This is a genomic window from Diaphorobacter sp. LR2014-1 (assembly GCF_002916785.1).
In the GTDB taxonomy this organism is placed as follows: Bacteria; Pseudomonadota; Gammaproteobacteria; order Burkholderiales; family Burkholderiaceae_C; genus Diaphorobacter; species Diaphorobacter nitroreducens.
This window is the reverse complement of record NZ_MTBE01000002.1, coordinates 1-25,400: the sequence shown is the minus strand read 5'-3', so window position 1 is coordinate 25,400 and position 25,400 is coordinate 1. Positions and strand designations below refer to the sequence as shown.

At 67.8% G+C, this 25,400-nt stretch carries 22 protein-coding genes and 1 pseudogene; 10 read left to right on the top strand and 13 right to left on the bottom strand.

Translation table 11 applies throughout. The features are described from left to right. Positions 1-109: 109 nt before the first annotated feature. Positions 110-1,099, top strand: coding sequence for a bile acid:sodium symporter family protein (locus tag BV908_RS02025; RefSeq protein ID WP_103737066.1), 990 nt, complete (start codon positions 110-112; stop codon positions 1,097-1,099). On the opposite strand, the gene BV908_RS02020 is transcribed toward BV908_RS02025, so the two are convergent. The 4 genes from BV908_RS02020 to BV908_RS02005 all read right to left on the bottom strand — a co-directional run bounded on the left by BV908_RS02020 (position 1,090) and on the right by BV908_RS02005 (position 7,365). Continuing rightward, positions 1,090-2,760, bottom strand: a complete 1,671-nt coding sequence (locus BV908_RS02020; protein WP_103737065.1) for a Na/Pi cotransporter family protein — start codon at positions 2,758-2,760, stop codon at positions 1,090-1,092. The genes BV908_RS02025 and BV908_RS02020 overlap by 10 nt on opposite strands. Positions 2,761-2,854: 94 nt before the next feature. Further along, positions 2,855-3,352: a signal peptidase II gene (gene lspA, locus BV908_RS02015; protein WP_103737064.1), complete on the bottom strand. Its 498-nt coding sequence runs from the start codon at positions 3,350-3,352 to the stop codon at positions 2,855-2,857. Then, the gene (ileS, locus tag BV908_RS02010) at positions 3,352-6,207 is read right to left on the bottom strand and encodes an isoleucine--tRNA ligase (protein WP_103737063.1); all 2,856 of its coding nucleotides are present in this window, start codon (positions 6,205-6,207) and stop codon (positions 3,352-3,354) included. Before ileS ends, lspA begins: the two co-directional genes overlap by 1 nt. 114 nt (positions 6,208-6,321) lie before the next feature. Next, the gene (locus BV908_RS02005) at positions 6,322-7,365 is read right to left on the bottom strand and encodes a bifunctional riboflavin kinase/FAD synthetase (RefSeq protein WP_011806508.1); all 1,044 of its coding nucleotides are present in this window, start codon (positions 7,363-7,365) and stop codon (positions 6,322-6,324) included. Between the two features lie 162 nt (positions 7,366-7,527). Here BV908_RS02005 and BV908_RS02000 point away from each other — a divergent pair, with 162 nt between their 5' ends. After that, a complete protein-coding gene (locus BV908_RS02000; RefSeq protein WP_011806507.1) occupies positions 7,528-8,085 on the top strand; it encodes an HNH endonuclease in 558 nt (185 codons plus the stop codon). Positions 8,086-8,144: 59 nt separating this feature from the next. Here BV908_RS02000 and BV908_RS01995 read toward each other — a convergent pair whose 3' ends face one another. The 3 genes from BV908_RS01995 to BV908_RS01985 form a co-directional block, all read right to left on the bottom strand. Beyond that, positions 8,145-9,260, bottom strand: a complete 1,116-nt coding sequence (locus BV908_RS01995) for an acyl-CoA dehydrogenase family protein (protein WP_047349860.1) — start codon at positions 9,258-9,260, stop codon at positions 8,145-8,147. A 10-nt stretch (positions 9,261-9,270) separates the two neighbouring features. Continuing rightward, positions 9,271-10,452 (bottom strand): acyl-CoA dehydrogenase family protein, encoded by a 1,182-nt coding sequence (locus BV908_RS01990; RefSeq protein WP_015914057.1) that lies wholly within the window; start codon positions 10,450-10,452, stop codon positions 9,271-9,273. Positions 10,453-10,539: 87 nt separating this feature from the next. Then, positions 10,540-11,214 (bottom strand): YceH family protein, encoded by a 675-nt coding sequence (locus BV908_RS01985; RefSeq protein WP_103737062.1) that lies wholly within the window; start codon positions 11,212-11,214, stop codon positions 10,540-10,542. A gap of 23 nt (positions 11,215-11,237) precedes the next feature. Here BV908_RS01985 and purN point away from each other — a divergent pair, with 23 nt between their 5' ends. Continuing rightward, on the top strand, positions 11,238-11,822 hold the full coding sequence (gene purN, locus BV908_RS01980; RefSeq protein WP_015914055.1) for a phosphoribosylglycinamide formyltransferase: 585 nt from the start codon (positions 11,238-11,240) through the stop codon (positions 11,820-11,822). Positions 11,823-11,886: 64 nt separating this feature from the next. On the opposite strand, the gene BV908_RS01975 is transcribed toward purN, so the two are convergent. Both BV908_RS01975 and BV908_RS01970 read right to left on the bottom strand, forming a co-directional pair. Beyond that, positions 11,887-12,444, bottom strand: a complete 558-nt coding sequence (locus tag BV908_RS01975) for a hypothetical protein (RefSeq protein ID WP_103737061.1) — start codon at positions 12,442-12,444, stop codon at positions 11,887-11,889. 208 nt (positions 12,445-12,652) lie between these two features. Continuing rightward, entirely contained in the window at positions 12,653-12,901 is a 249-nt protein-coding gene (locus BV908_RS01970) for a DUF1653 domain-containing protein (RefSeq protein WP_103737201.1), read from the bottom strand. Positions 12,902-12,951: 50 nt separating this feature from the next. Between BV908_RS01970 and BV908_RS01965 the strand changes: the two genes are divergently transcribed. From BV908_RS01965 to BV908_RS01955, 3 genes are all read left to right on the top strand, one after another. Then, complete coding sequence (locus BV908_RS01965; RefSeq protein ID WP_103737060.1) at positions 12,952-14,823, top strand: M48 family metallopeptidase; 1,872 nt, start codon at positions 12,952-12,954, stop codon at positions 14,821-14,823. Between the two features lie 43 nt (positions 14,824-14,866). Continuing rightward, positions 14,867-16,144: an RsmB/NOP family class I SAM-dependent RNA methyltransferase gene (locus BV908_RS01960; RefSeq protein WP_015914051.1), complete on the top strand. Its 1,278-nt coding sequence runs from the start codon at positions 14,867-14,869 to the stop codon at positions 16,142-16,144. A 132-nt stretch (positions 16,145-16,276) separates the two neighbouring features. After that, positions 16,277-17,488: a fatty acid desaturase gene (locus tag BV908_RS01955; RefSeq protein WP_103737059.1), complete on the top strand. Its 1,212-nt coding sequence runs from the start codon at positions 16,277-16,279 to the stop codon at positions 17,486-17,488. 138 nt (positions 17,489-17,626) lie between these two features. Here the strand turns inward: BV908_RS01955 and rpmG are convergent, their stop codons facing one another. From rpmG to trxB, 3 genes are all read right to left on the bottom strand, one after another. Next, entirely contained in the window at positions 17,627-17,797 is a 171-nt protein-coding gene (gene rpmG / locus BV908_RS01950; protein WP_011806495.1) for a 50S ribosomal protein L33, read from the bottom strand. A gap of 20 nt (positions 17,798-17,817) precedes the next feature. Beyond that, positions 17,818-18,051, bottom strand: a complete 234-nt coding sequence (gene rpmB / locus BV908_RS01945; RefSeq protein ID WP_003058229.1) for a 50S ribosomal protein L28 — start codon at positions 18,049-18,051, stop codon at positions 17,818-17,820. Between the two features lie 233 nt (positions 18,052-18,284). Further along, positions 18,285-19,238: a thioredoxin-disulfide reductase gene (trxB, locus tag BV908_RS01940; RefSeq protein WP_011806494.1), complete on the bottom strand. Its 954-nt coding sequence runs from the start codon at positions 19,236-19,238 to the stop codon at positions 18,285-18,287. A 292-nt stretch (positions 19,239-19,530) separates the two neighbouring features. On the opposite strand from trxB, the gene BV908_RS01935 reads away from it, so the two are divergent. Then, the gene (locus tag BV908_RS01935; RefSeq protein ID WP_015914048.1) at positions 19,531-21,861 is read left to right on the top strand and encodes a DNA translocase FtsK; all 2,331 of its coding nucleotides are present in this window, start codon (positions 19,531-19,533) and stop codon (positions 21,859-21,861) included. A gap of 61 nt (positions 21,862-21,922) precedes the next feature. After that, positions 21,923-22,555, top strand: a complete 633-nt coding sequence (lolA, locus tag BV908_RS01930) for an outer membrane lipoprotein chaperone LolA (RefSeq protein WP_011806492.1) — start codon at positions 21,923-21,925, stop codon at positions 22,553-22,555. Positions 22,556-22,615: 60 nt separating this feature from the next. On the opposite strand, the pseudogene BV908_RS01925 reads toward lolA, so the two are convergent. Then, positions 22,616-22,744 (bottom strand): annotated as a pseudogene (locus tag BV908_RS01925) (uracil-DNA glycosylase family protein); the annotation flags it as partial. Positions 22,745-22,964: 220 nt separating this feature from the next. Between BV908_RS01925 and istA the strand changes: the two are divergent. Together istA and istB are read left to right on the top strand one after the other, a co-directional pair. Further along, entirely contained in the window at positions 22,965-24,509 is a 1,545-nt protein-coding gene (istA, locus tag BV908_RS01920; protein WP_086250723.1) for an IS21 family transposase, read from the top strand. A 36-nt stretch (positions 24,510-24,545) separates the two neighbouring features. Further along, positions 24,546-25,283, top strand: coding sequence for an IS21-like element helper ATPase IstB (gene istB, locus BV908_RS01915; RefSeq protein WP_011805003.1), 738 nt, complete (start codon positions 24,546-24,548; stop codon positions 25,281-25,283). Positions 25,284-25,400 lie beyond the last annotated feature (117 nt).

Here is a 25,400-nt window from a genome sequence, read left to right as displayed (position 1 = left end):
TGCGGCGCGCCGACGCCCTAGGGGCACATGCCCGACAATCCAGGCCTCATGCCTGCGCCGGCAGGCTCGCCGCACTACGGCACGCTTTCTCCACCGCTCCTCGCACACCATGGCCCGTTCCCGTCTGCTGCCCGACAACTTCACCCTTGCCCTCGTGGCCACCGTCACGCTGGCCAGCCTGCTGCCTGCATCCGGCGCCGTGGGCGCGTTTTTCGAGAAGGCCACCGTGGGCGTGGTGGCGCTGCTGTTCTTCATGCATGGCGCCAAGCTGTCGCGCGAGGCCGTGATCGCAGGCATCGGCCACTGGCGATTGCACCTGCTGGTGGTGGCCAGCACCTTCATGCTGTTTCCGGTGCTGGGCCTAGTGCTGCGGCCGGTGCTGCAGCCGCTGGTGACGCCAGAGCTGTACACCGGCGTGCTGTTCCTGTGTGTGCTGCCGGCCACGGTGCAGTCGGCCATCGCGTTCACGGCGGTGGCGCGTGGCAACATGGCGGCGGCCATCTGCAGCGCTTCCGCCTCCACCCTGCTGGGTATCGTGATCACGCCGCTGTTGGTGGGCGTGGTGCTGCCGCAGGCCTCGGGCGCGGTGCAGCAGGATGTGCTGGGCAGCATCGGTCGCATCATGCTGCAGCTGATGCTGCCCTTCGTTGCGGGGCACCTGCTGCGGCCGTGGATCGGCGGTTTCATTGGCCGCCACGCGGCGACGCTCAAGTACGTGGACCAGGGCTCGGTGCTGCTGGTGGTCTACACCGCATTCAGCGCAGCCGTGGTGGGCGGCCTGTGGCGCGAGTTGCCGCTGCCCGCGCTGGCCGGCCTGCTGGTGGTGTGCGCGGTGATCTTGGGCCTGGCGCTCACCGCCACCACCTGGCTGGCGCGGCGCCTGGGTTTTTCCAAGGAGGATGAGATCACCATCGTGTTCTGTGGCTCCAAGAAGAGCCTGGTGAGCGGCGTACCCATGGCCAAGGTGCTGTTCCCCTCGGAGGCCGCGGGCGCCATCGTGCTGCCGCTGATGGTGTTCCACCAGATGCAGCTCATGGTGTGCGCGGTGCTGGCGCAGCGCTATGCGCGCCGTCCCCAGGCGGCAGCGCCTCAGGGGTGATCGTTCTGCGGCGCGGGCGCCGCGCGCAGGGCCTTGAGGCGGCTGGGGGCCAGCGCGCCGGCCGACTCCAGGATGGGGTAGGCGATGGAGCAGATGTGCGAGTTGATGCGCTTGAGGTCGCTGATCAGGTCGATGTGCAGCGAGCTGGTCTCCATGGCCGGCACCGTGCCGTCCGACAGTCGTAGTAGGTGGCTGGCGGCGTAGGCGCGCTCCAGGTCGCGAAAGCGCACCTTCTCCTCCAGCAGGCGCTGCGCGTCGCGCAGGTTGCCGTTCAGGAACACGCTCATGCCCAGGCGCAGGTTGTCCACCAGGCGCTGGTGCAGTTCGGTGATCTCGGCCATGCCGGCCTCGGAGAAGTCGCGGCCCTTGCGGATCTTCTTGTCCTCGATGTCCTGCAGCACGCGCTCGATGATGTCGCCCACCTGCTCCATGTTGATGGTGAAGCTGATGATGTCGGCCCAGCGGCGGCTTTCCTCCTCGCCCAGGGCCTCGCGCGAGATCTTCGTCAGGTAGTACTTGATGGCGGAGTACAGCTCGTCCACCTCGTCGTCCATCTTGCGCAGGCGTTCGGCCAGGTCCTGGTCGTTGTGGCGTATGACCTGCAGCACGCCCAGCAACATGGTCTCCACCACGTCGGCCTGGTACAGCGCCTCGCGCGCCGCGCAGGAGATGGCCAGCGAGGGCGTGGACAGCGCGGACGGGTCCAGGTGCTGCGGGCGGCGGCGCTGCGCGCTTTCGGGCTTGGGCAGCAGCCACGCCACAGCGCGCGCCACCCATTGCGTGAAGCCGATGAAGCCCACGCTGATGAGGATGTTGTAGGCCAGGTGGAACAGCACCACGCCCTGGGCCGTACCCGGCATGTGCGGCTGCAGGTGCCGCAGCCACAGCCCGATGAACGGGGCCACCAGCAGCACGCCCATGACCTTGAACACCAGGTTGCCCACGGTGACCTGGCGCACCTCCACGGCCGACTTGGCGGTGGTCAGTACCGCCACCAGGCCGCTGCCCAGGTTGGCGCCCAACACCAGGCCCAGGGCCACGTCCAGCGGCACCACGTGCGAGGCGGCCATGGCCGCGATCAGCAGCACGATGGCGAGGCTGGAGTAGGCCAGCACGGCCAGCACCGTGCCCAGGATGATCTCCAGCGCAATGTCGCTGCGCACCGAGCCCAGCACCATCTTGATGACGGGCGAGGCCAGCATGGGGCCGCTGGCCTGCATCACCATCTCCAGCGCCAGCAGCATCAGCCCCAGCCCGATCAGCACGCGCCCCACACGCCCGGCGGTGCCGGCCTGGCGTGCAATGAACAGCACCACGCCCACGAAGATGAACAGCGGCGACAGCCACGACAGGTCCAGCGAGAACAGCACGGACATGAGCGCGGTGCCCACGTCGGCGCCGCGCATCACGGCCAGCGCCGCGGGCAGCGTGATCAGCCCCTGGCCCACGAAGGACGAGGTCATGAGCGAGGTGGCGGTGCTGGACTGCACCAGGGCCGTCACACCCATGCCCGAGAGCGCGGCGGAAAAGCGGTTGCCCATGCTGCGCGCCAGCATGGTGCGCAGATTGGCGCCAAACACGCGCAGCACGCCGGTGCGCACGAGGTGCGTGCCCCAGACCAGCAGGGCAATGGCGGCCAGCAGATTCAGCAGGTGTTTCATGGGTGGGCTTGGGCTCTTCCAACGGGTCGTCGTGCGACCATGAAACAGCGCAGCATACCCGCGAACGGGCGCCGTGGTGGCGCCCAGGCGGGTGTCAGCCGGTGCGGCGCACGCGCAGCAGCTCGTCCAGGATCAGGCAGGCCGCGCCCACGGTGATGGCGCAGTCGGCCACGTTGAACGCGGGGAAGTGCCAGCCGCGCAGGTGAAAGTCCAGGAAGTCCACGACGTAGCCATGCTGCAAGCGGTCCACCACGTTGCCGATGGCACCACCCAGGATGCTGGACAGCGCGAAGCAGAACAGCTTCTGCCCCGGGTGGGCGCGCAGCTGCCACAGGATGAAGACCGCCGTTGCCAGCGCAATGCCCGTGAACAGCCAGCGCTGCCATCCCCCGGCATCGGCCAGGAAGGAGAACGCCGCCCCGGTGTTGTGCGCCCGCACGATGTTGAAGAAGCTGGTCACGTAGGTCGCATCGCCCAGGCGGTAGTAGCCCAGGATCAGCGTCTTGGTGAACTGGTCGGCAATGACGAGCAGCACGGCCCAGGCCAGCCAGGGCCACAGGCTGGCGCTGCGGGATACGGCGGCGCGCGCCATCAGGCGTGCACCCGGTTTTCACCGGCGCCATGCAAGTTGCTGTCGCAGCGCCCGCAGAGCGTGGGGTGCTCGGGATTCTGGCCCACGTCGGCACGGTAGTGCCAGCAGCGCTCGCACTTGGCATCGAAACTGGGCGCAACGCTGATCTGCAGGGCGCTTCCAGCTACCAAATGTGTAGCTGAAACGATGAACACGAACTTCAGGTCGTCGCCCAGGCTGGCCAGCAGCGCATGGTCTTCGGGCGCGGCAGTGAGCGTGACCACAGCCTGCAGCGACGAGCCCACGGTTCCGGCAGCGCGCACGGTCTCGATCTCCTTGTTCACCGCGTCGCGGATCTCACGCAGGCGTTCCCACTTGGCGGCCAGGCCCTCGTCGGCCGTGGGAATGGTCTGGTAGGTCTCCAGGTAGATGGTCTCGGACTGGCCGAACACCTTCCATGCCTCTTCGGCCGTGAAGGACAGGAACGGCGCCATCCAGCGCAGCATGGCATGGGTGATCTGGTAGAGGGCGGTCTGCGCGCTGCGGCGCGCCAGGCTCTTGGGCGCCGTGGTGTACAGGCGGTCCTTGAGCACGTCGAGGTAAAAGCCCCCCAGGTCTTCCGAGCAGTACAGCTGCAGCTTGGCGACCACGGGGTGGAACTCATACACCTTGTAGTGCGCCAGGATGTCCTGCTGCAGCTGCGCCGCGCGCGAGAGGGCGTAGCGGTCGATCTCCAGCAGCTGCTCGAACGGCACGGCGTCCTGGGCCGGGTCGAAGTCGCTCACGTTGGCGAGCAAGAAGCGCAGCGTGTTGCGAATGCGGCGGTAGGCGTCCACCACACGTGCCAGGATCTTGTCGTCGATCGCCAGGTCGCCCGAGTAGTCGGTGGCGGCACACCACAGGCGGATGATTTCGGCGCCCAGCTTGCCGCTCACCTCCTGCGGCGAGACGGTGTTGCCCAGCGACTTGCTCATCTTCTTGCCCTGGCCGTCCACCGTGAAGCCGTGCGTGAGCAGGCCGCGGTAAGGTGCGCGCCCGAAGATGGCGCTGGCCAGCAGCAGCGAGCTGTGGAACCAGCCGCGGTGCTGGTCATGGCCTTCGAGGTACAGGTCGGCCTCGGGACCCTCGTCATGGTGCATGGTGGGGTGGGTGCCGCGCATCACATGCCAGAAGGTGGAGCCGGAGTCGAACCACACTTCCAGGATGTCGGTGCTCTTGGTGTAGTGCTTGGCGTCCTCCGCGCCCAGGATCTCCTCGGCCGTCACACGGCTCCAGGCTTCGATGCCGCCCTGCTCGACGATCTCTGCGGCCCGGTCGATGATCTCCATGGTGCGCGGGTGCAGCTCGCCCGAGTCCTGGTGCAGGAAGAACGGGATCGGCACGCCCCAGCTGCGCTGGCGCGAGATGCACCAGTCGGGCCGCCCGGCAATCATGTCGCGCAGGCGGGCCTTGCCGTTGTCCGGGTAGAAGGCCGTGTGCTCGATGGCCTCCAGCGCGATCTGGCGCAGGGTCTGTGCGGGTTTCTGCGCCGGGTCGGTGAATACGCCCTCGCCCTCGTCCATGCGCACGAACCACTGCGCCGCGGCGCGGTAGATCACGGGCGTCTTGTGGCGCCAGCAGTGCGGGTAGCTGTGGGTGATGGTGGTGGTGTTCAGCAGACGGCCGGCGACCTTGAGTGCGTCGATGATGACGGGCACGGCCTTCCAGATGTGCTGGCCGCCGAACAGCGGAAAGTCCGCCGCGTAGGTGCCGTTGCCCTGCACGGGGTTCAGGATCTGGTCGTAGGCCATGCCGTGGGCGACGCAGGAGTTGAAGTCGTCCACGCCATAGGCGGGCGAGGAGTGCACCAGGCCCGTGCCATCGCTGGCAGTGGCGTAGTCGGCCAGGTACACAGGCGACAGACGCCGGTAGCCCGCGTCCATGTCGTACAGCGGATGCTCGAACTCCAGGCCCGCGAGCTTTTCGCCGGGCACCACGGCCAGCACCTGGCCCGTGAGGCCCCAGCGCGTCATGCAGGCCTCGACCAGCGATTCGGCCACGATGAACAGGCCGCGCTCGGTGTCCACCAGTGCGTACGGCAGCTCGGGATTGAGGTTCAGTGCCTGGTTGGCGGGAATGGTCCAGGCGGTGGTGGTCCAAATGACCGCGAAGGCGTCCTTGGACAGGGCGGGCAGGCCGAAGGCAGCGGCCAGCTTGGCCGGCTCATGTGCCTTGAACGCCACGTCCAGCGTCTGGCTCTTCTTGTCCTGGTATTCGATCTCGAACTCCGCCAGCGACGAGGCGCAGTCGAAGCACCAGTACACGGGCTTCAAGCCACGGTACACGAAACCGCGCTCCATGACCTTCTTGAGCGCGCGGATCTCGCCGGCCTCGCTCGCAAAATTCATGGTCTTGTACGGGTTGTCCCAGTCGCCCAGCACGCCCAGGCGCTTGAAGTCCACCATCTGCTGCGCGATCTGCTCGGTGGCAAACGCGCGGCCCTTGGCCTGCATCTCGTCGCGCGGCAGGTTGCGGCCGTGCAGCTTTTCGATGGCGTTCTCGATCGGCAGGCCGTGGCAGTCCCAGCCCGGCACGTAGATCGCGTCAAAGCCCTCGAGCTGGCGCGCCTTGATGATCATGTCCTTCAGGATCTTGTTTACCGCGTGGCCGATGTGCAGCTGGCCGTTGGCGTACGGCGGGCCGTCGTGCAGGATGAACTTCGGCGCGCCGCTTCGCGCGTCGCGCAGCTTCTTGTAGATGCCCTTGTCGTCCCATTCCTTGACCCAGCCCGGCTCGCGCTTGGGCAGGTCGCCGCGCATGGGGAAGGGCGTGTCGGGCATGTTCAGCGTGCCGCGGTAGGCACTGGCGGGGGCGTTCTTGGGGTTGGAGTCGGACATGGGAACCTTCAGGTCAAGGGCGTTCCGGGCGTGGCCCGAAAGGCAAACACGGGGGCAGGACAAGGGCGGGGCTGGCGCGGCCCGCCAAGCGCTGGCGGGGCGAAGGCGGCCCCGTCAAATTCGGTCGCGGGTGGTCTGGCGACGGGTCTCTGCGTGGGAGGATGCGAAGTACGCGCGGGCGTCATCGCAGTCCTTGGCGATGCCGGTTGTGAGGGCGCCCAGGCTGTCGTACTTCAGCTCGTCGTGCAGTTTGTGCAGGAGTTCCACGCGCACGATTTTACCGTAGGCCCCCTCGGCCCCCAGGTGAGCGGGCCACTGCAGGCAATGCGTCTCCAGCAGCACGCGCCCGCCGTTCACGTCGCTCGGGTCCAGCGACGGGCGCACGCCCAGGTTGGCCACACCGGGCAGGGGCTCGGCGTCCAGCCCGTGCACCAGTACCGCGAAGATGCCGCTGGCGGCCGGTTTCCAGTGCGCAAAGCGCAGGTTCAGCGTGCGAAAGCCGTCCTGGTGGGGCCCGCTGGCGGCGGAGCGGCCCAGCGACCGGCCCAGCTTGCGTCCATGCACCACGTGGCCAGAGATCGCGTACGGGCGCCCCAGCAGGCGAGTGGCTTCCTCCATGTCGCCGGCGCCCAGGGCGTCGCGCACGGCAGAGCTGGAAACACGCAGCCCGTGCACCTCGTAGCTGTTCATGCGCGCCACCTCGAAGCCGCGCTCGCGGCCGGCGGTGTCCAGCATGGCGTAGTCCCCCGCGCGCTGGGCGCCGAAGCGGAAATCGTCGCCCACCAGCAGGTAGCGCGCACCCAGGCCGCCCACCACCACATCGTCGATGAAGGCCTGGGGTGCCTGGCGTGCCAGCTTTTCGTTGAACGGCAGCACGATGGTCTGCTGCACGCCGCAGCGCGCCAGCTCGGACAGCTTGTCGCGCAGCGTGCCGATGCGCGCGGGCGCGAGATCCGGGCGCTTGTGCACCCCGGCGAAGTAGTCGCGCGGATGCGGCTCGAAGGTCAGCACGCAGCTTTGCACGCCGCGGTGCTGCGCCTCGCTGTTCAGCAGGGCCAGCATGGCCTGGTGGCCGCGGTGCACGCCGTCGAAATTGCCGATGGTGAGGGCGCAGGCCGGTGCCACCTCCGGGTGATGGAAGCCGCGGAAGATCTTCATCGCAGTGCTTTTCTTTTGATAGCGGCTGGCGCAAGTCCATCAAGCGCTTGACGCCAATTTGTCATGAAAAAGAGTATATTGTGCGCTACCGGCTGCGCTGCACAGTGCGACCGGCGAGACATCAACGTTCCGATTCTTGTGTTCCATGGCAGGAGGCGTGTTGTGAAGGTCTTGAAGCTGTCGGCCCAGGGGCTGCCGCAATCCTGGATAACGCTGGAGCAGGCGGTCACGCACTACGCCGCGGGCGAGGTGCGCTGGGAGATCGGCGCGCAGGTCGCGCTGTTTCGCGGTGGCCATAACGCCATCACCGGCGAGCAGTCACAGATCGCGGTGAGCAGCATCATCGGTACGCGTGGCGTGCCGAACATCAACCCCTTCGACCTCTACCCCAGCCTCACCAACGCCAAGCTGTTCGCACGCGACCGCAACGTGTGCGCTTACTGCGGAGGGCATTTCCAGGAACAGGACCTGACCCGCGAGCACATCGTGCCGTTTGCCAGGAACGGCGTGGACCACTGGATGAACGTGGTCACCTCGTGCCGCCCCTGCAACCACCGCAAGGGCCCGCGTACGCCCGAGCAGGCGCATATGCCGCTGCTGTACACGCCTTACGTACCCAGCCTGTGGGAAGACTTCATCCTGCGCAACCGGCGCATCCTGGCCGACCAGATGGAGTTCCTCATGGCCCACGTGCCCAAGTCGTCGCGGCTGTTGAGCTGACGCAGGCAGCATCCGAAAAAACGCGGCCAGGGGCCGCGTTTTGGGTTGAGGACGGGCCCTTAGGCAAACACCCCCGCCGTGTCCTGCATGCGCGCGCTCACCTCGCCCAGGTGGTGCAGCGTGTCGCCCCACGACATCTCCAGCTGCGTGAGCGTCTTGAAGTAGTGGCTGATGATGTACTCGTCTGTCACGCCGATGCCGCCGTGCAACTGCACCGCCTGCTGGCCGACGAAGCGCATGGACTGGCCCAGTTGCACCTTGGCGCGGGCCAGGGCGCGGCGGCGCTCGCCGGCTTCCTCGCCCAGCTTCAGGCTGGCGTAGTAGCTCATGGAGCGCGCCAGTTCCAGCTGCATCTTCATGTCGGCGATGCGGTGGCGCAGCGCCTGGAAGCTGGCGATGGGCACGCCGAACTGCTTGCGCTGGTTCATGTAGTCGGCGGTGATGGCCAGGGTCTGCTCCATGGCGCCCACGGCGTAGGCGCAGGCGGCGGCAATGCCGGTGTCCACGGCCAGCTCCAGCGCGGCCAGGCCGTCGGCGGTGGCGAGTGTGGCGGGCGCCTGGGTCAGCGACAGTTCGGCGGCGCGGCTGCCGTCCTGCGTGAGGTAGCCGCGCGTGGCCACGCCGGCGGCGCTGCGTTCCACCAGGAACAGCGCGATGCGGCCATCGAGCTGTGCGGGCACGAGGAAGGCGTCCGCCTGGTCGCCCGCTGGAACTACGCTTTTGATAGCTGTGAGCGCATATCCACCGGGCGCTGCAGCCGCTTTTGCCTCGCAAACATCGAGGCGGTAGCGGGCCTTGCGCTCCTGGTGGGCCAGCACCACCAGGGCTTCGCCGCTGGCGATGCGCGGCAGCCAGGCGGACTGCACGTTGTCGTCGGCGCACTCGCTGAGCACGCGGGCCGCAATGAACGCATGCGCCAGCGGCTCCAGCACGATGCCGCGGCCCAGCTCTTCCATGGCCACCATGGCATCCACGGCGCCCTGGCCCAGGCCGCCGTGGGCCTCGGGCACGGTGAGGGCCGTGAGGCCCAGTTCGGCCAGCTCGTTGTAAGCGGCGCGGTCAAATCCGCCCGCGGCCACGATGGCGCGGCGGCGCTCGAAACTGTAACCCTTGTCCACCCAGCGGCGTACGGCGTCGCGCAGTTGCTGCTGGTCGTCGGAGAAATTGAAATCCATGGTTATCTCCTTAACCCAGCACGGTCTGAGCGACGATATTGCGTTGCACTTCATTGCTGCCGCCGTAGATGGTGGTCTTGCGCAGGTTGAAGTAGGTGGAGGCGAGCGGGGCGTTGGCGGCCACGCCGCCAGGGAAGTCGCCCTGCCAGCCGGCTTCCATGGCTTCCTCGATGAAGGGCAGGGCGAACGGGCCGGCGGCCAGCATCATCAGCTCTGCATAGCGCTGCTGGATCTCGCTGCCGCGGATCTTCAGCAGGCCGGCGATGTCCAGCGGGTTCTTGCCGCTCTTTTCCATCGACAGCACGCGCAGCACCAGCATCTCCAGCGCGACGATGTCCACCTCCAGCAGCGCGATCTGGTCGCGAAAGCGCATGTCGTCCCACACGCCCTCGGCCTTGGCGATGCGCTTCAAACGCTCCAGCTCGCGCTTGGCGCGGTTCACGTCGGCGATGTTGGTGCGCTCATGGCTGAGCAGGTGCTTGGCGTAGGTCCAACCCTTGTTCTCCTCGCCGATGAGCTGGTCGGCAGGCACCTCGACGTTGTCGAAGAACACCTCGTTGACCTCGCACTCGCCATCCAGCAGCTTGATGGGCCGCACGGTGACGCCGGGCGACTTCATGTCCAGCAGCAGGAAGCTGATGCCCGTCTGCGGCTTGCCCTCCGTGCTGGTGCGCACCAGGTTGAACATCCAGTCGCCGTACTGGCCGAGCGTGGTCCATGTCTTCTGGCCGTTGACGATGTACTTGTCGCCCACGCGCTCGGCGCGGGTCTTGAGGCTGGCCAGGTCCGAGCCCGAGCCCGGCTCGCTGTAGCCCTGGCTCCACCACACCTCGCCGCTGGCGATGCCGGGCAGGAAGCGCTGTTGCTGCTCCTTGCTGCCAAAGGCCATGATCACGGGCGCCACCATCACCGGCCCGAAGGGCACGATGCGCGGCGCGCCGGCGAGAGCGCATTCCTCTTCGAACAAGTGCTTTTGCACGGCGTTCCAGCCGGGTCCGCCGAACTCCCGGGGCCAGCCGTAGCCCAGCCAGCCCTTGGCGCCGAGGATCTTGGCCCAGCGCTGCATGTCGTCCTTGGTCAGGCGCAGGGCGTTGTGCACCTTGTGTGCGATGTCCTGGGGCAGGTGGGTGCGCACCCAGGCGCGAATTTCCTCGCGGAATGCCTGCTCTTCGGGGGTGAATGCAAGGTCCATGTGCTGTCTCCTGTGAAGCCGCCGTTGTAGCACGGGCGTGCTTTTCAGCCCTGTCCGAACCGTGACAGGGGCGGGGTCTTGGCGAGGTCAGTGCTCGGCCACGCCCAGTTGCTCGCACAGGCGCTGCACCGTGGCGCGCAGCGTGGCGACTTCTTCCTCCAGGGCCTGTACGCGCGGGGCCAGTGCGCCGTCTTCCTCATTGCGCGTGGCGGGCAGGCTGGCTGTCTGCACGAGGCTGGCATCCACAGGGCCGCACAGCAGGTGAGCCCAGCGCGGCTCGCGCGCGCCCGGTGCGCGCGGCAGCAGCGTGACCAGCGGCCCGCCCTTGTCATCGGAGCGCGACTGCAGCTCGTCCAGGAAGGCCTCGACCGAGGAGATATCGGCAAACCGGTGCCAGCGCTCGGCATTGATGCGCAGCTCGCCCGCGGTTTGCGGGCCGCGCAGCATCAGCAGGCCCAGCAGCGCGGCGGACTGGTCGGGCACGCCCACGCCGCGGGTGAAGTTGTGCTCCCAGCGCGCCACGCGCGCGCCGCCGATCTCCAGCACCAGCGTCTGCTGGCGCAGATCATCCAGCGCCTGCTGCACCTCGCTCTCGGTGAGTTGCATGACCGGATCGCGGCTGCTCTTTTGGTTGCAGCCGGCCAGCAGGCTGTTGAGGGTGAGGGGATAGCTGTCGGGCACGGTGCGGGACTTTTCCAGCAGCGTGGCAAGCACGCGCGCTTGCGGCGCGGTCAGGGGGCGGGTGCGGGCGTCAAAGGGCATGGGCAGGGGATAATTTCCGGCAAATGAAGAACATCGTGATTTTGATCTCCGGCGGCGGCTCCAACATGGCGGCCATCGTGCGCACCGCGCAGCAGCAGGACTGGGCGGGCCGCCACGGCATCCGTGTGGCCGCGGTGCTGAGCAACAAGGCCGATGCCAAGGGCCTGGCGCTGGCGCGCGAGCAGGGCATTGCCACCCAGGTGCTGGACCACAAGGCCTATCCCTCGCGCGAGGCGTTCGACACCGCGCTGGCCCAGGCCATCGACGCTTACGAGCCGTCCCTGGTGGTGCTTGCCGGCTTCATGCGCATCCTCACCCCCGGGTTCGTGGACCACTTCGCGGGCCGGCTGGTCAACATCCACCCCTCGCTGCTGCCGGCCTTCACGGGCCTGCACACGCACCAGCGCGCCATCGACGCTGGATGCAGGTTCGCCGGCTGCACGGTGCACGAGGTCACGGCAGAACTGGACGTGGGCCCCATCCTGGACCAGGCGGTGGTGCCCGTGTTGCCGGGTGATACGGCCGACGCGCTGGCCGCCCGCGTGCTCACGCAGGAACACCTGATCTATCCACGCGCCGTGCTGGCGCATTTGCTCGCAAATCGATAGCTTTTAGCGCTGATGGGGCGTGCGCTGGAGCGTGATTTGCTTGCAAGCCGCCCGGGCGGCACGCTCACAGCGTGCGCGCCACCTGCGCGCCGCCGCCATCCTGCAGCAACGCACGCGCCTGCCGTGTCTGTGCGGTGTCGGTCGGGTGCACCACCACCGCCCAGTGGCCCTGCTCCAGGGCTTCACGCACCTCGGCGATCAGCCCCACGTGGTCGGGGCGCATGGTGACGAGGCCGCCGGCCAACAGGCCGAAGGTGGTGCAAAAGCCCACCACCGTGATGCAGGCCAGCAGTGGGCTGCTGGCGATCAGCGGGGTGCCCGAGCGCAGCAGCCACGCGTAGAGCAGCAGGCCGAGCACGCCGCCCGCGAAACCGGTCACCACGTGGGCGCGGATCATCGTGCGGAAGATACCGCGCTGCTCCGGCTCCAGCGTGCGGCCGAAGTGCTCGGCATGGTCTTCCCGCGCATCCTCCGGCCCCAGCATGCGCACCTGGCCGGGCGCCATACCGGGCAGGCTTTGCAGCCGCGCCACCATCGCCTGCGCGTCGGCGCGGTCGTTGAACACGGCGGCCACCTTGGTCAGCGACCGCTCGCCAAACATTCCCTGCAGCAGATAGTCCATGGAAGGCTCCTTTCCGCGGCGCACGGGGCTCGCCTGCGCACGCCGCCGCTTGTCGTCCTGACTACACCGTAGTGCCCGCCTTTGGGCGCCGGCGTAGGACAAGGGAGGGCCGGGGTGCCGGGCCGCGCGCGCAGCCAGTAGGTGGTGTTTGCTATTGAAAGAGGAGCTGCTGCCGCTTGATGGATAAGCGCAAGGGCCGTATTTGTCTTCAATCCTCGGGTGTGCCCACGCACGCGGCGAAGCGCGGCTGCTCGCGGCCATCGACCACCACCGTCCCGTTGAACATGGCGGCCGGGCGCACCCACAGACCCTGCTCGCCGTACAGCGCGCGGTACAGGGTCATGGGCTCCAGCGTCTCGCTGTGGCGTACCGTGCCGAGCACCTCGTACAGCCCGCCTTTGTAGTGGCGATAGCGGCCGGGGGGTGTGCAAACCAGGGGTGGCAGTTCATCGTTCATGGATAGCATTCGCGGTGGAAAAAATACGCATCACAACGGGAGGGCGGTTGATGGAGAAGGCGGACTTCATACACATGGTGCGCATGAGCGAGATGGCCAGCGCCGACGACAGCCGTGCCTACCGCCGCGGCGTGGCCGCCTTTGCGGCGCTGGGCTACGCCTGGGTGCTGGGCTGCCTGGCGCTGGCCGTGGGCATGCTGGTGTGGGTGGTGCCCCAACTCCTCCACGGCAAGTTCCGCTTCGCCTGGGTATGGATTGTGATGGCCGCGTGCGGCCTGTTATGGCTGAGCCTGCGTGCACTGTGGGTGCCGCGCAGCCCGCCCCAGGGCGTACAGATCACCGCGCGTGAGGCGCCGGCGCTGTTCGATGCGCTGGAGCGCATCCGCCGCAAGATCAAGGGGCCGCCCATCCACGAGGTGTATCTGGACGATGACTTCAACGCCAGCATCCGCCAGGAGCCCCGCTGGGGTGTGCTGGGCGGTGCGCGCAATCAGCTCACGCTCGGTCTGCCGCTGCTCATGGCGCTGGACAAAAAGCGCCTGCTGGCGGTGCTGGCCCACGAGTACGGCCACCTGCGTGGCGACCACGGGCGATTTGCGGCCTGGATCTACCGCACCCGCCTGAGCTGGCGCCGCCTGCATGAGGGCATGCAGGACGATGAGGGCCCCATGGCCGTGGCCACGCGGGCGTTCCTGGACTGGTACTGGCCGCGCTTTGCCGCCAAGACCTTCGCCCTGGCCCGCCAGGACGAATACGAGGCCGACCGCATCGCCGCGCGCCTGCTGGGCCAGGATGAGGTGGCCGCCGCGCTCACCGAGGTCGAGATCAAGGGCGCCTGGCTGGGCGAGCAGTTCTGGCGCCAGCACTGGCAGGGCGCGCTGTCCCAGCCGTTGCCCGCCGGGCCCTACGGCGCCATGCAGCGCCTGCTGGCACTGCCGCCGGAGCCGGCCTTCGCCCAGATGGCGCTGCGCGAAGCGGTACGGCGCCTGAGTGGCGTGGACGACACCCATCCCGTGCTGCGCGACCGGGTGCAGGCGCTCACGGGTGGGCGCCCCACGCTGCCGCCGTGGTCGCAGCGCGGGGCGCTGTCGCTGCTGGGGGCGCAGGCGCGCGGCTGGATGGCGCACTTCGATGACCAGTGGTGCAAGGCCAACGCCACGGTGTGGAAGCAGCACCACGCCCGCCTGCAGCGGGCGCAGGAGCGCGTGCGCACCCTGCAGTCCACCCAGGCCGGCAACAGCGCCACCGAGACCGTGGAGCTGGCGCGGTTGATGCGCCGGCTGGACCCGCAGGCCGCCGTGCAGCCGCTGTACGAGCGCGTGCTGGCGCGCGAACCCGCCCATGTGGGTGCGCTGCTCGGGCTGGCCGACAGTCTGCCGCCACAGGACGCCGCGGCGCGCCTGCGCTGTTGCGAGGCATTGTGGGACGGCAGTCCCACCCATCGCTGGGGTGCGGCCCGGGGCGCGGTGCAGGCGCTGGAGCAGCGTACCGAGGCCGGTGGGGACTATGACGCCGAGGCCCTCAAGCGCTGGCGCGAGCGCGTGCGCCAGGCGGAGGAGGTGGAGGATGCCGCCCTGGAGGAGCTGTACGACACGCCCTTCTTCCAGCGCGTGACGCGCCACGATCTGAGCGCGTTCGAGCTCGGCGAGTTGCAGGCCGAACTGGCCCTGCACCGCGCGGTGGCGCGCGCCTGGCTGGTGTGCAAGCAACTGCGCGCCATGCCCCAGCGGCGCACCTACCTGCTGTTCGTGCAATTGCACGGTCTGGATGCGCAGGCGCGCTTTGCCCTGTGCCGCCGTCTGGAGAGCGAGCTGGAACTGCCGGGACAGCTGCTGGTGCTCGCGGCCGGTGACACGGCGGCGCTGGAGGACATCGAGCGCCAGGCGTTTGAGCCCGTGCACGCCGGGCCCGGAGGGGCTTGAGGCGGCGGCGGATGATGCGGGCGCGAGATGGGACAATCACGCCATGCATCCCAAAGCCCTTGTGGACGCCTGCGCGGAACTCGTCAGGCTGGTCCTTACTTTTGAACACCCGGCCGACGCCGTGGTCTCGCGCTACTTCCGCGAGCACCGCGGCCTGGGCCCGCGCGAGCGCGCCACGCTGGCCGAAACCGTCTACAACGTCCTGCGCAAGAAGCTGCTGTTCGAGCAGCTGGCGCGCTCGGGCGCGGGCCCCAAGGAGCGGCGCCTGGCCATCCTGGGCTTTCACGGCCCGCGCGACTTCGTCAAGAGCGCGCTGACAGAGCAGGAAAAGTCCTGGCTGGACCAGTGCGACGCCGTGCGTCCTGAAGACCTGCTGGCGCCGCACCGCCACAACCTGCCCGAATGGCTGGTGGCGCCGCTCAAGGAGCAGCTGGGCGAGAGCGGCTTCTGGGCCCTGGCCGACAGCCTGGCGCAGCCTGCGCCATTGGACCTGCGCGTCAATGCCTTGAAGGAAAAACGCGACCAGGTGCAGAAGGAGCTTGCGCAAGCAGCTATCAAATCGGTAGTGACACCCTACTCTCCCTGGGGACTGCGCATCGCCGGCAAGCCTGCGCTCACCAAGCTGGACGCGTTCACGCGCGGCGCCATCGAGGTGCAGGACGAGGGCTCGCAGTTGCTCGCGCTGCTGCTGGACGCCAAGCGCGGCGAGATGGTGGTGGACTTCTGCGCCGGTGCCGGCGGCAAGACGCTGGCCATCGGCGCGGCCATGCGCAGCACGGGGCGGCTGTACGCCTTCGACGTGTCGGCCCACCGGCTGGAGGCGCTCAAGCCCCGCCTGGCGCGCTCGGGCCTGTCCAACGTGCACCCCGCGGCCATCGCCCACGAGCGCGACGAGCGCGTCAAACGCCTGGCCGGCAAGATCGACCGCGTGCTGGTGGACGCCCCCTGTTCGGGCCTGGGCACGCTGCGCCGCAACCCCGACCTGAAGTGGCGCCAATCGCCCGAGGCGCTGCGGGAGCTGGCCGGCAAGCAGACCGCCATCCTGGAAAGCGCGGCGCGCCTGGTCAAACCTGGCGGGCGGCTGGTCTATGCCACGTGCAGCGTGCTGCCGCAGGAAAACGAGGCCATTGCCGAAGCCTTCGGCGCGGCGCATGCCGATTTCGAGCCGCAGGACGCCGGCGCGCTGCTCACGCAGCTGAAGGTGCCCGATGCCGCACGCCTGTGCCATGGCGGCGCCAGCGGCACTGGATATCTGCGGCTGTGGCCTCATCTGCACCAGACGGACGGTTTCTTCGCTGCCGTCTGGACCCGCCGCGCGTAACTTTCCTACGCGTTGGCACGCAACGCGAAGCCATCCTGGCGGCCGGGCATGTTCCGGTCCGCGGGGACGGCTCCCGACAATGTGGAACGCCGCCGGCTGTGCGGCGGTATTGGATAGTGGATCGAGGTTTGTATGTTGTTTGATAGCGCCGCGTGGAATACCGCGCTCGACTGGCTGGCGCATGGCGTGTGGGACCTGGCCTGGTGGCAGATCGTGCTCTACACCCTGGCCACCACCCACATCACGATCGCGGCGGTGACGATCTTCCTGCACCGCTCGCAGGCGCACCGTGCGCTGGACCTGGGGCCTGTGCCTGCGCATTTCTTCCGCTTCTGGTTGTGGCTGGGCACGGGCATGGTCACCAAGGAATGGGTGGCCATCCACCGCAAGCACCACGCCAAGTGCGAGACGCCCGACGACCCCCACAGCCCGCAGACGCGCGGCCTGCGCGCCGTGATGTGGCGCGGGGCCGAGCTGTACCGTGCCGAGGCGGCCAACGCCGAGACGCTGAAGAAGTTCGGCCATGGCACGCCGGACGACTGGATGGAGCGCAACGTCTACAGCCGCTTCACCTGGCAGGGCGTGGGGCTGATGCTGGTCATCAACCTGGTGCTGTTCGGCGCCGTGGGCGCCGCCGTGTGGGCCGTGCAGATGGCGTGGATCCCGTTCTGGGCCGCGGGCGTGGTCAACGGCGTGGGCCACTATTGGGGTTACCGCAACTTCGAGGCGCAGGACGCCTCCACCAACCTCGTGCCCTGGGGCCTTGTGATTGGCGGTGAAGAACTGCACAACAACCACCACACCTATCCGACGGCCGCGAAGTTCTCGGTCAAGCCGTACGAGTTCGACGTGGGGTGGCTCTACATCAGCGCGTTGCAGCGCCTGGGCTGGGCCAAGGTCAAGAAGGTGCCGCCCAAGCTGCGCCTGGGCGCCGTGAAGCCGGTGGCCGACGAAAAGACGCTGGAGGCGCTCATCGCCAACCGCTACGAGGTCATGGCTGGCTATGCACGCGGCGTGCGCCAGGCCTGCAAGGACGAGATCGCCGCGCTCAAGGCGCGCAAGGCCGACGTGTCGGCCCTCAAGCGCGCCAAGCGCTGGCTGCACCGCGACGCCGAGAAGGTCCCTGCGCAGGCACAGCCGACGCTGGCCGAAGTGCGTGCGGCGCACCCCGTACTCGACAAGATGGTCACCATGCGCGAGGAGCTGCGCCAGCTCTGGCTCAACACCTCGCAGTCGCGCGATCAGCTGACCGCAGACCTGCAAGCCTGGTGCCAGCGGGCCGAGGCCAGCGGCATCGCGGCGCTCAAGGAGTTTTCGCTGAAGCTGCGCGCGGCCCACGCCTGAGCGACGCGGCGGCTGGCTCTTCTGACCGCAGTACCGCGGCGACCCGAAAGGGTGCCGCGGTTTTTTATGCCCACGCTGGACATGAAAAAAGCCGCCGGGCGCAACGCCGGGCGGCTTTTTGACAGGAGCCGGGCCGAATTACTTCAGCTTGGCTTCCTTGTACTCGACGTGCTTGCGAGCCTTGGGGTCGAACTTGATGATCGACATCTTCTCAGGCATCGTCTTCTTGTTCTTGGTGGTGGTGTAGAAGTGACCGGTTTCGGCCGTGGACACCAGCTTGATCTTTTCGCGTCCGCCTTTGGAAGCCATGGTTGTTCTCCTTGAGGAAATTAGGCTTGGCCACGGGCACGCATGTCTGCGAGCACGGAGTCGATACCGTTCTTGTCGATCAGGCGCAGAGCGGCGCTGGACACGCGCAGGCGCACCCAACGGTTCTCGCTTTCCACCCAGAAACGGCGGTACTGCAGGTTGGGCAGGAAACGGCGCTTGGTCTTGTTGTTGGCGTGGGAGACGTTGTTTCCCACCATGGGCTTCTTGCCCGTTACTTCACATACGCGTGCCATCAGGACACTCCGATAGTTGCAACGGCTGCCGGCGCTGAAGTCCCGCGAGAGCAGGAGCGTGCCGGTCAGCCTCACCTCGCCAGTTTGAACGGGTGGCGGTAACCCGGTCGCCGCAGCCTTTGCGCTGCAATTTGCAGGCGCAGGATTTGGCAAAGCCGCGCATTATAGCCCGAATATCAAAAAGCCCCTGCATGCCGAAACCTGCAGGAGCCGGGTGGGCAGGGCTTAGTGCGTTATTCCTGCTGTTCCAGGAAGCGCTGCGCGTCCAGCGCGGCCATGCAGCCCGTGCCGGCGCTGGTGATGGCCTGGCGGTACACATGGTCCTGCACGTCGCCGGCGGCGAACACGCCCGGCACGCTGGTCTGCGTGGCAAAGCCCTTGAGGCCGCCCTGCGTCACGATGTAGCCGTTTTCCATCGCCAGCTGGCCCTGGAAGATGTCGGTGTTGGGCGCATGGCCGATGGCGATGAAGCAGCCTTGCAGCGCGATGTCCTCGGTATGGCCGTCTTCGGTGTGCTTGAGGCGGATGCCGGTCACGCCGGTGGCGTCGCCCAGCACTTCGTCCAGCGTGAAGAAGGTCTTGAGCTCGATCTTGCCGGCCGCCACCTTCTCCATGAGCTTGTCGATCAGGATGGGCTCGGCGCGGAACTTGTCGCGGCGGTGCACCAGCGTCACCTTGCGAGCGATGTTGGACAGGTACAGCGCTTCCTCCACGGCGGTGTTGCCGCCGCCGACCACGCACACGTCCTGTTCGCGATAGAAGAAGCCGTCGCAGGTGGCGCAGGCGGACACGCCCTTGCCCATGAAGGCTTCCTCGGAGGGCAGGCCCAGGTACTTGGCCGATGCACCCGTGGCGATGATGAGGGAGTCGCAGGTGTAGGTGCCACTGTCGCCCGTAAGGGTGAAGGGGCGCTTGGACAGGTCCACCTGGCTGATGTGGTCGAACACGATCTGCGTTTTGAAGCGCTCGGCATGTTCCTGGAAGCGCTGCATCAGCTCGGGGCCCTGCACGCCGTGCACGTCGGCGGGCCAGTTGTCCACCTCGGTCGTGGTCATGAGCTGGCCGCCCTGGGCCAGGCCCGTGATGAGCACGGGGTTGAGGTTGGCGCGCGCGGCGTACACCGCGGCGGTGTAGCCCGCCGGGCCGGAGCCGAGGATCATGACTTTGGCGTGTTGGGTAGTGGACATGGCTGAAAAGTAAGGTTTTGTTATGCCGGGCGACCGGCGTGCCCCGTAAGAACCTGGGGCCGGGCCCCCCAGTATCAACCGGTCCGCGCGGGCGCCTGCGGTCGGGTTTTCAATCGCGGCCATTGTAAGAAGCCATGAATAACACGGCCGGGGCGGGCGTATCGGCCTTTGCGCTGGCGCAGCGCAGTGACAAAAAGGCGCGCAGCCGGCAGGCCTGGGGCGGGCTGCCGCACGCAGCGCACGGCGCACAGACGCGTCGTCGGCATGGGGTAAGCTTGCGCGCTCTTATCCCATGACGTACTCCCTCAACACCCTGAACGCTTCTTCCTCCAGCAAGTCGGCGCCACGCACCGGCGCGGCGCGCTTCGGCCATGAGATCGGCCTGGTGCTGGGCCTGCTGGGCCTGGTGTTCTGGCTGCTGGCCCTCGTGAGCTATTCCGCGCAGGATGCGGCCTGGTCCACATCGGGTGCGGGCAATGGACAGCCGCTGTCCAATTGGGTGGGCAGGCTCGGGGCGTGGCTCGCCGACGGCAGCTACTTCGTGCTGGGCTTTTCCGTCTGGTGGTGCGTCGCCGCGGGCGTGCGCGCCTGGTTTGCGTCGCTGGCGCGCTGGATGCGCGGCGATGGCGCCGCAGGCCACGCGCCGTGGCAGCGCCGCGGCGTATTCTGGGGCGGCCTGGCGCTGCTGCTGTGCGCCAGCACGGCACTGGAATGGTCGCGGCTGTACCGGTTCGAAGCCCTGCTGCCCGGCCATGCGGGCGGCATGCTGGGCTATATGACGGGGCCGCTGGCCGTGCGCTGGCTCGGGTTCACGGGCTCGGGCCTGGCCGGCGTGGTGGTGGTCGTGCTGGGCGCGGCGCTGGTGTTCCGTTTCTCCTGGGGACATCTGGCCGAGCGCCTGGGTGGGCGCATCGATGCGCTGGTGCAGCGCGGCCGGGCGCGGCGCGAGAAGGCCAAGGACGTGGCCGTGGGACGGCGCGCCGCGCGCGAGCGCGAGGAAGTGGTGCAGGAAGAGCGCCACGAGATTGAGGTGCAGCACCCGCAGCCTGTCACCATCATCGAGCCCGTGCTGTCCGATGTGGTGCAGAGCACCCGCGTGGTGAAGGAGCGCCAGAAACCCCTGTTCAGCGAGATGCCCGACAGCAACCTGCCGCAGGTGGACCTGCTGGACGCCGCGCAGGCGCGCCAGGAGACGGTGTCGCCCGAGACGCTGGAGATGACCAGCCGCCTGATCGAGAAGAAGCTCAAGGACTTCGGCGTGGACGTCACCGTGGTGGCCGCCATGCCCGGCCCGGTGATCACGCGCTACGAGATCGAGCCCGCCACGGGCGTGAAGGGCTCGCAGATCGTGAATCTGGCCAAGGACCTGGCGCGTTCGCTGTCGCTGGTGTCCATCCGCGTGATCGAGACCATTCCTGGCAAGAACTTCATGGCGCTGGAACTGCCCAACGCCAAACGCCAGACCATCCGCCTGTCGGAGATCCTGGGCTCGCAGGTCTACCACGACGCCAAGAGCCTGCTGACCATGGGCCTGGGCAAGGACATCGTGGGCGCGCCCGTGGTGGCGGACCTGGCCAAGATGCCGCACGTGCTGGTGGCGGGCACGACGGGCTCGGGCAAGTCGGTGGGGATCAACGCCATGATCCTGTCGCTGCTCTACAAGGCCGAGGCGCGCGACGTGCGCCTGCTGATGATCGACCCCAAGATGCTGGAAATGTCGGTTTACGAGGGCATTCCGCACCTGCTCGCGCCGGTGGTCACCGACATGAAGCAGGCCGCCCATGGCCTGAACTGGTGCGTTGCCGAAATGGAGCGCCGCTACAAGCTCATGAGCAAGCTGGGCGTGCGCAACCTCGCGGGCTACAACACGAAAATAGACGACGCCAAGGCGCGCGAGGAGCACATCCCCAACCCCTTCAGCCTCACACCGGAGAGCCCGGAACCGCTGGAGCGGCTGCCGCACATCGTGGTGGTGATCGACGAGCTGGCCGACCTGATGATGGTCGTGGGCAAGAAGATCGAGGAGCTCATCGCCCGCCTGGCGCAGAAGGCGCGCGCTGCCGGCATCCATTTGATTCTGGCCACGCAGCGCCCCAGCGTGGACGTGATCACCGGCCTGATCAAGGCCAACATCCCCACGCGTATAGCTTTCCAGGTCAGCAGCAAGATCGACAGCCGCACCATCCTGGACCAGATGGGCGCCGAGGCCTTGCTGGGCATGGGCGACATGCTCTACATGGCCAGCGGCACGGGCCTGCCCATCCGCGTGCACGGCGCCTTCGTCTCCGATGACGAGGTGCACCGCGTCGTCAGCTACTTGAAGGAACAAGGGGAGCCGGACTACATCGAAGGGGTGTTGGAAGGCGGTACCGTCGAGGGCGACGACAGCGGCTTCGGCTTTGGCGACAGCGAAGGCGGCGGCGAGAAGGACCCCATGTACGACCAGGCCGTGGAGGTGGTGCTGAAAGACCGCAAGGCCAGCATCTCCTACGTGCAGCGCAAGCTGCGCATTGGCTACAACCGCTCCGCGCGCCTGCTCGAAGACATGGAGAAGGCCGGCCTGGTGAGCGCACTCACCGCCAGCGGCCAGCGCGAGGTGCTGGTGCCCGCGCGCAGCGAGTAAAGCTGCCTGGGCACGCTCCCTGGCCCGCTGTCCACGCAACCGCTTGCATGGAGAAATGGTGTTGAAGAAAATAATTGCTGCGATTCTGATAGCTGCTGGCGCTGGTTGCGCCTGGGCTGACGGCCTGAAAAGCCTTGAAACCTTCATGAAGTCCGCACAGAGCGGCCGGTCCGAGTTCACGCAGACCGTGACCTCGCCGCCCAAGGACGGCCAGGCGGGCCGCACCAAGACCTCCAGCGGCAGTTTTGAGTTCCAGCGTCCAGGGCGCTTCAAATTCCATTACCGCAAGCCGTTCGAGCAGCTCATCGTGGCCGATGGGCAGACCCTGTGGCTGTACGACGCTGACTTGAACCAGGTGACCCAGCGCACGCAATCCAAGGCGCTGGGCAGCACGCCCGCGGCGCTGCTCGCGTCCGCGCCCGACCTGGCGGCGCTGCGCGCCGACTTCGCGCTGGAGTCGGCGCCCGAGCAGGACGGCCTGCAGTGGGTGCTGGCTACGCCCAAGGCCAAGGACGGCCAGCTCAAGAGCGTGCGCGTGGGCTTCGCGGGGGAGCAACTGGCGGCGCTGGACATCCTGGACAGCTTTGGGCAGCGCTCGCTGATCCGCTTCACCGGCATGCAGCTCAACCCGGCGCTGCCGGCAGGCACCTTCCAGTTCAAGCCGCCCGCGGGGGCGGATGTGCTCTCGCAGTAGATGCTTCTGTTTCGATAGCTGCTAGCGCTTATGGGGTAAGCGCTAGAGCCCTGTTTTGCTCTAAACCGCCAGCACGGTCGCCACGCGTGCCCGCACCAGCGGCAGCAACTCGGACTCGAACCACGGGTGGCGCTTGAGCCAACCGTTGTTGCGCGGGCTGGGGTGCGGCAGGGCCAGGACGGGCGCATCCGGCAGGGTGCAGGTGCCGCGCACGGTTTCCCCCAGCTGCGTATTCCACGCGATGGCGGACACGATTCCATGCTGATGGCGGACAGTGTTCCAGCGTGATGGCGGACACCGTTCCACGCTGAAGGCGGACAGCATTCCAAACTGATGGCGGACACCTGCGGGGTGTTCCGAGTGACCCGAACGCGGCATACGCTGCCCGGTTTTTTGACCGGAACCAGCGATGCCCACACCCAGGGTCACCATGAGCAAACTACGACACACACTGCAACTGCTGCACCGCGGGGCCTTGAGCACCCGTCAAATCGGTGCCGCTCTCGGCATCTCCAAATCCACTGTCAGCGAGATAGCCAGCTACGCGCGCGTGGCCGGCGTGGACTGGGCACTGGCCCAGAGCCTGAACGACGACGAACTCCAGGCCCGGCTCTACAAGCCACCCGTGGCGCGCGAGTCCCGGCACCTTGAACCCGACCACGCCCACATCCACCGCGAACTGCGCCGACCTGGCGTGACGCTGCAGTTGCTTTGGGAGGAATACCAGCAACAGCACAGCGGGCAGGCGTACAAGTACAGCGCCTTCTGCGAGAAGTACAAGGCCTGGGCCCGGCGCCTGCAGCGCTCCATGCGCCAGACCCACACGGGCGGTGACAAGCTCTTTGTGGACTACGCCGGCCAGACCGTTCCCGTGGTGGATGCTGACACTGGCGAGATACGCCAGGCCCAGGTCTTCGTGGCCGTGCTGGGCGCATCGAACTACACCTACGCCTGCGCCACCGCCAGCCAGAAGGCCACCGACTGGGTGGCCAGCATCATTAGCGCGCTGGAGTTCATCGGCGGCGTGCCCCGCCTGCTGGTGCCTGACCAGCCGCGCGCCCTCATGGCCCGACCCGACCGTTACGAGCCCACCGCGCACCGCCTGCTCGAAGAGCTCTGTGCGCACTACAGCCTGGCCGTGATGCCCGCGCGCCCGGCCAAGCCACGCGACAAACCCAAGGTGGAGGTCGCTGTGCAGGTGGTCGAGCGCTGGATTCTGGCCAGGCTGCGCCACCAGACCTTCTTCAGCCTGGCCGAGCTCAACCGGGCGATTGCCGCCTTGCTGGTGGACTTGAACCAGCGCGCGTTCAAGAAGCTGCCGGGCAACCGCACTAGCGCCTTCGCCGAACTCGACCGGCCAGCCCTGCGCCCCCTGCCGCCGGTGCGCATGCCCATCGCGCGCTTCAAACCCGCCCGCGTCAACATCGATTACCACGTTGAGCTCGATGGCCACTACTACTCGGTGCCCCACGCCCTGGTGGGTGAGCCGGTGGAGTTGCGCATCACGGCCGGCACGCTCGAAGTCCTGCACGGCAGCAAACGCGTGGCCGCCCACGCCCTCAATCCCCGACGGGGTGCACACACCACCACGCCCGAGCACATGCCGGCCTCGCACCGGGCGCACCTGCAGTGGACGCCGGCCAAGCTCATCGCCTGGGGTGAGCGCGTGGGCGCGGCCACCGCCGCCGTGGTGCGCTGGCAGATGGAGCACCGCCAGCATCCCGAGCAGGGTTACCGCTCCTGTCTGGGCCTCATGCGCCTGGGCCGTGAGTACGGGGCTGACCGGCTGGAGGCCGCCTGTGCGCGGGCGCAGTCGATTCGCTCACCGTCCTACAAGAGCATCGCCTCCATCCTGGGCTGCGGCCTGGACCAGCGGCCGCTGGATGCGCCGATGGCCGCACAGGCGAGCCTGCCGCTGCACGAGAACGTGCGCGGGCCGGGCTACTACCACTGAACTCCAACGTGCAAGCAAACCTAACAAGGAAGAACCATGCTCAACGAACAGACCTTGAACCAACTGCGCGCCCTGCGCCTGGACGGCATGGTGGCCGCCCTCAGCGACGCGGCCACCCACATCACGGCCAGCGAGCTGCCCTTTGAACAACGCCTGGCGCTGCTGGTGCAGCGCGAGGTGGACTGGCGTGACAGCAAGCGCCTGGAGCGCCTGTTGAAGGCGGCCCGCCTGAAGGTCTCCAGTGCCTGCCTGGAGGACATCGACTGGCGCGCCAGCCGGGGCCTGAGCCGAGAGGTCATCACCAGCCTGGCCGGCGGGGACTGGCTGCGCCATGGCCACAACGTGCTGCTCACCGGCGCCACCGGGTGCGGCAAGACGTGGCTCGCCTGCGCACTGGGGCAGCAGGCCGCGCGCCTGGGCTTCTCGGTGCTCTACACCCGCGCGCCACGGCTGCTGCAGGAGCTGCACGTGGCCCACGGCGATGGCAGCCTGGGCAAACGGCTGGCGCAACTGGCGCGGCTGGACCTGCTCATCCTGGACGACTTCGGCATCGCGCCGATTGCCGCGCACGAGCGAAACGACCTGCTGGAATTGCTGGACGACCGGGTGGGCACGCGCTCGACGCTCATCACCAGCCAGTTGCCGGTGACGGCCTGGCACGCCTGGCTGGACGAGCCCACGCTGGCCGACGCCATCCTGGACCGCATCGTGCACGGCTCGCACAAGATAGCCCTCAAGGGCGAGTCGATGCGCAAGCTCACCAAGGCCGTCTGAGCCGGCCGCGCCGACCGCCATTCCACGCTGATGGCGGACACTTCGGCTACGATTTGAGCGTCACTCAGGACACCCGCGCAACGTGTCCGCCATCGCCTGGAACGCTGTCCGCGATGG

Coding starts and splice junctions, on each gene's coding strand:
- BV908_RS01935 (WP_015914048.1), top strand. CDS start 19,531: ATGACGTACTCCCTCAACACCCTGAACGCTTCTTCCTCCAGCAAGTCG.
- BV908_RS01960 (WP_015914051.1), top strand. CDS start 14,867: ATGCATCCCAAAGCCCTTGTGGACGCCTGCGCGGAACTCGTCAGGCTG.
- purN (WP_015914055.1), top strand. CDS start 11,238: ATGAAGAACATCGTGATTTTGATCTCCGGCGGCGGCTCCAACATGGCG.
- rpmB (WP_003058229.1), bottom strand. CDS start 18,051: ATGGCACGCGTATGTGAAGTAACGGGCAAGAAGCCCATGGTGGGAAAC.
- istB (WP_011805003.1), top strand. CDS start 24,546: ATGCTCAACGAACAGACCTTGAACCAACTGCGCGCCCTGCGCCTGGAC.
- BV908_RS01985 (WP_103737062.1), bottom strand. CDS start 11,214: ATGCCCTTTGACGCCCGCACCCGCCCCCTGACCGCGCCGCAAGCGCGC.
- BV908_RS02025 (WP_103737066.1), top strand. CDS start 110: ATGGCCCGTTCCCGTCTGCTGCCCGACAACTTCACCCTTGCCCTCGTG.
- ileS (WP_103737063.1), bottom strand. CDS start 6,207: ATGTCCGACTCCAACCCCAAGAACGCCCCCGCCAGTGCCTACCGCGGC.
- istA (WP_086250723.1), top strand. CDS start 22,965: ATGCCCACACCCAGGGTCACCATGAGCAAACTACGACACACACTGCAA.
- BV908_RS01975 (WP_103737061.1), bottom strand. CDS start 12,444: ATGGACTATCTGCTGCAGGGAATGTTTGGCGAGCGGTCGCTGACCAAG.
- BV908_RS02005 (WP_011806508.1), bottom strand. CDS start 7,365: ATGAAGATCTTCCGCGGCTTCCATCACCCGGAGGTGGCACCGGCCTGC.
- BV908_RS01995 (WP_047349860.1), bottom strand. CDS start 9,260: ATGGATTTCAATTTCTCCGACGACCAGCAGCAACTGCGCGACGCCGTA.
- lspA (WP_103737064.1), bottom strand. CDS start 3,352: ATGGCGCGCGCCGCCGTATCCCGCAGCGCCAGCCTGTGGCCCTGGCTG.
- BV908_RS01965 (WP_103737060.1), top strand. CDS start 12,952: ATGGAGAAGGCGGACTTCATACACATGGTGCGCATGAGCGAGATGGCC.
- trxB (WP_011806494.1), bottom strand. CDS start 19,238: ATGTCCACTACCCAACACGCCAAAGTCATGATCCTCGGCTCCGGCCCG.
- BV908_RS02020 (WP_103737065.1), bottom strand. CDS start 2,760: ATGAAACACCTGCTGAATCTGCTGGCCGCCATTGCCCTGCTGGTCTGG.
- rpmG (WP_011806495.1), bottom strand. CDS start 17,797: ATGGCTTCCAAAGGCGGACGCGAAAAGATCAAGCTGGTGTCCACGGCC.
- BV908_RS01990 (WP_015914057.1), bottom strand. CDS start 10,452: ATGGACCTTGCATTCACCCCCGAAGAGCAGGCATTCCGCGAGGAAATT.
- BV908_RS01955 (WP_103737059.1), top strand. CDS start 16,277: ATGTTGTTTGATAGCGCCGCGTGGAATACCGCGCTCGACTGGCTGGCG.
- BV908_RS01970 (WP_103737201.1), bottom strand. CDS start 12,901: ATGAACGATGAACTGCCACCCCTGGTTTGCACACCCCCCGGCCGCTAT.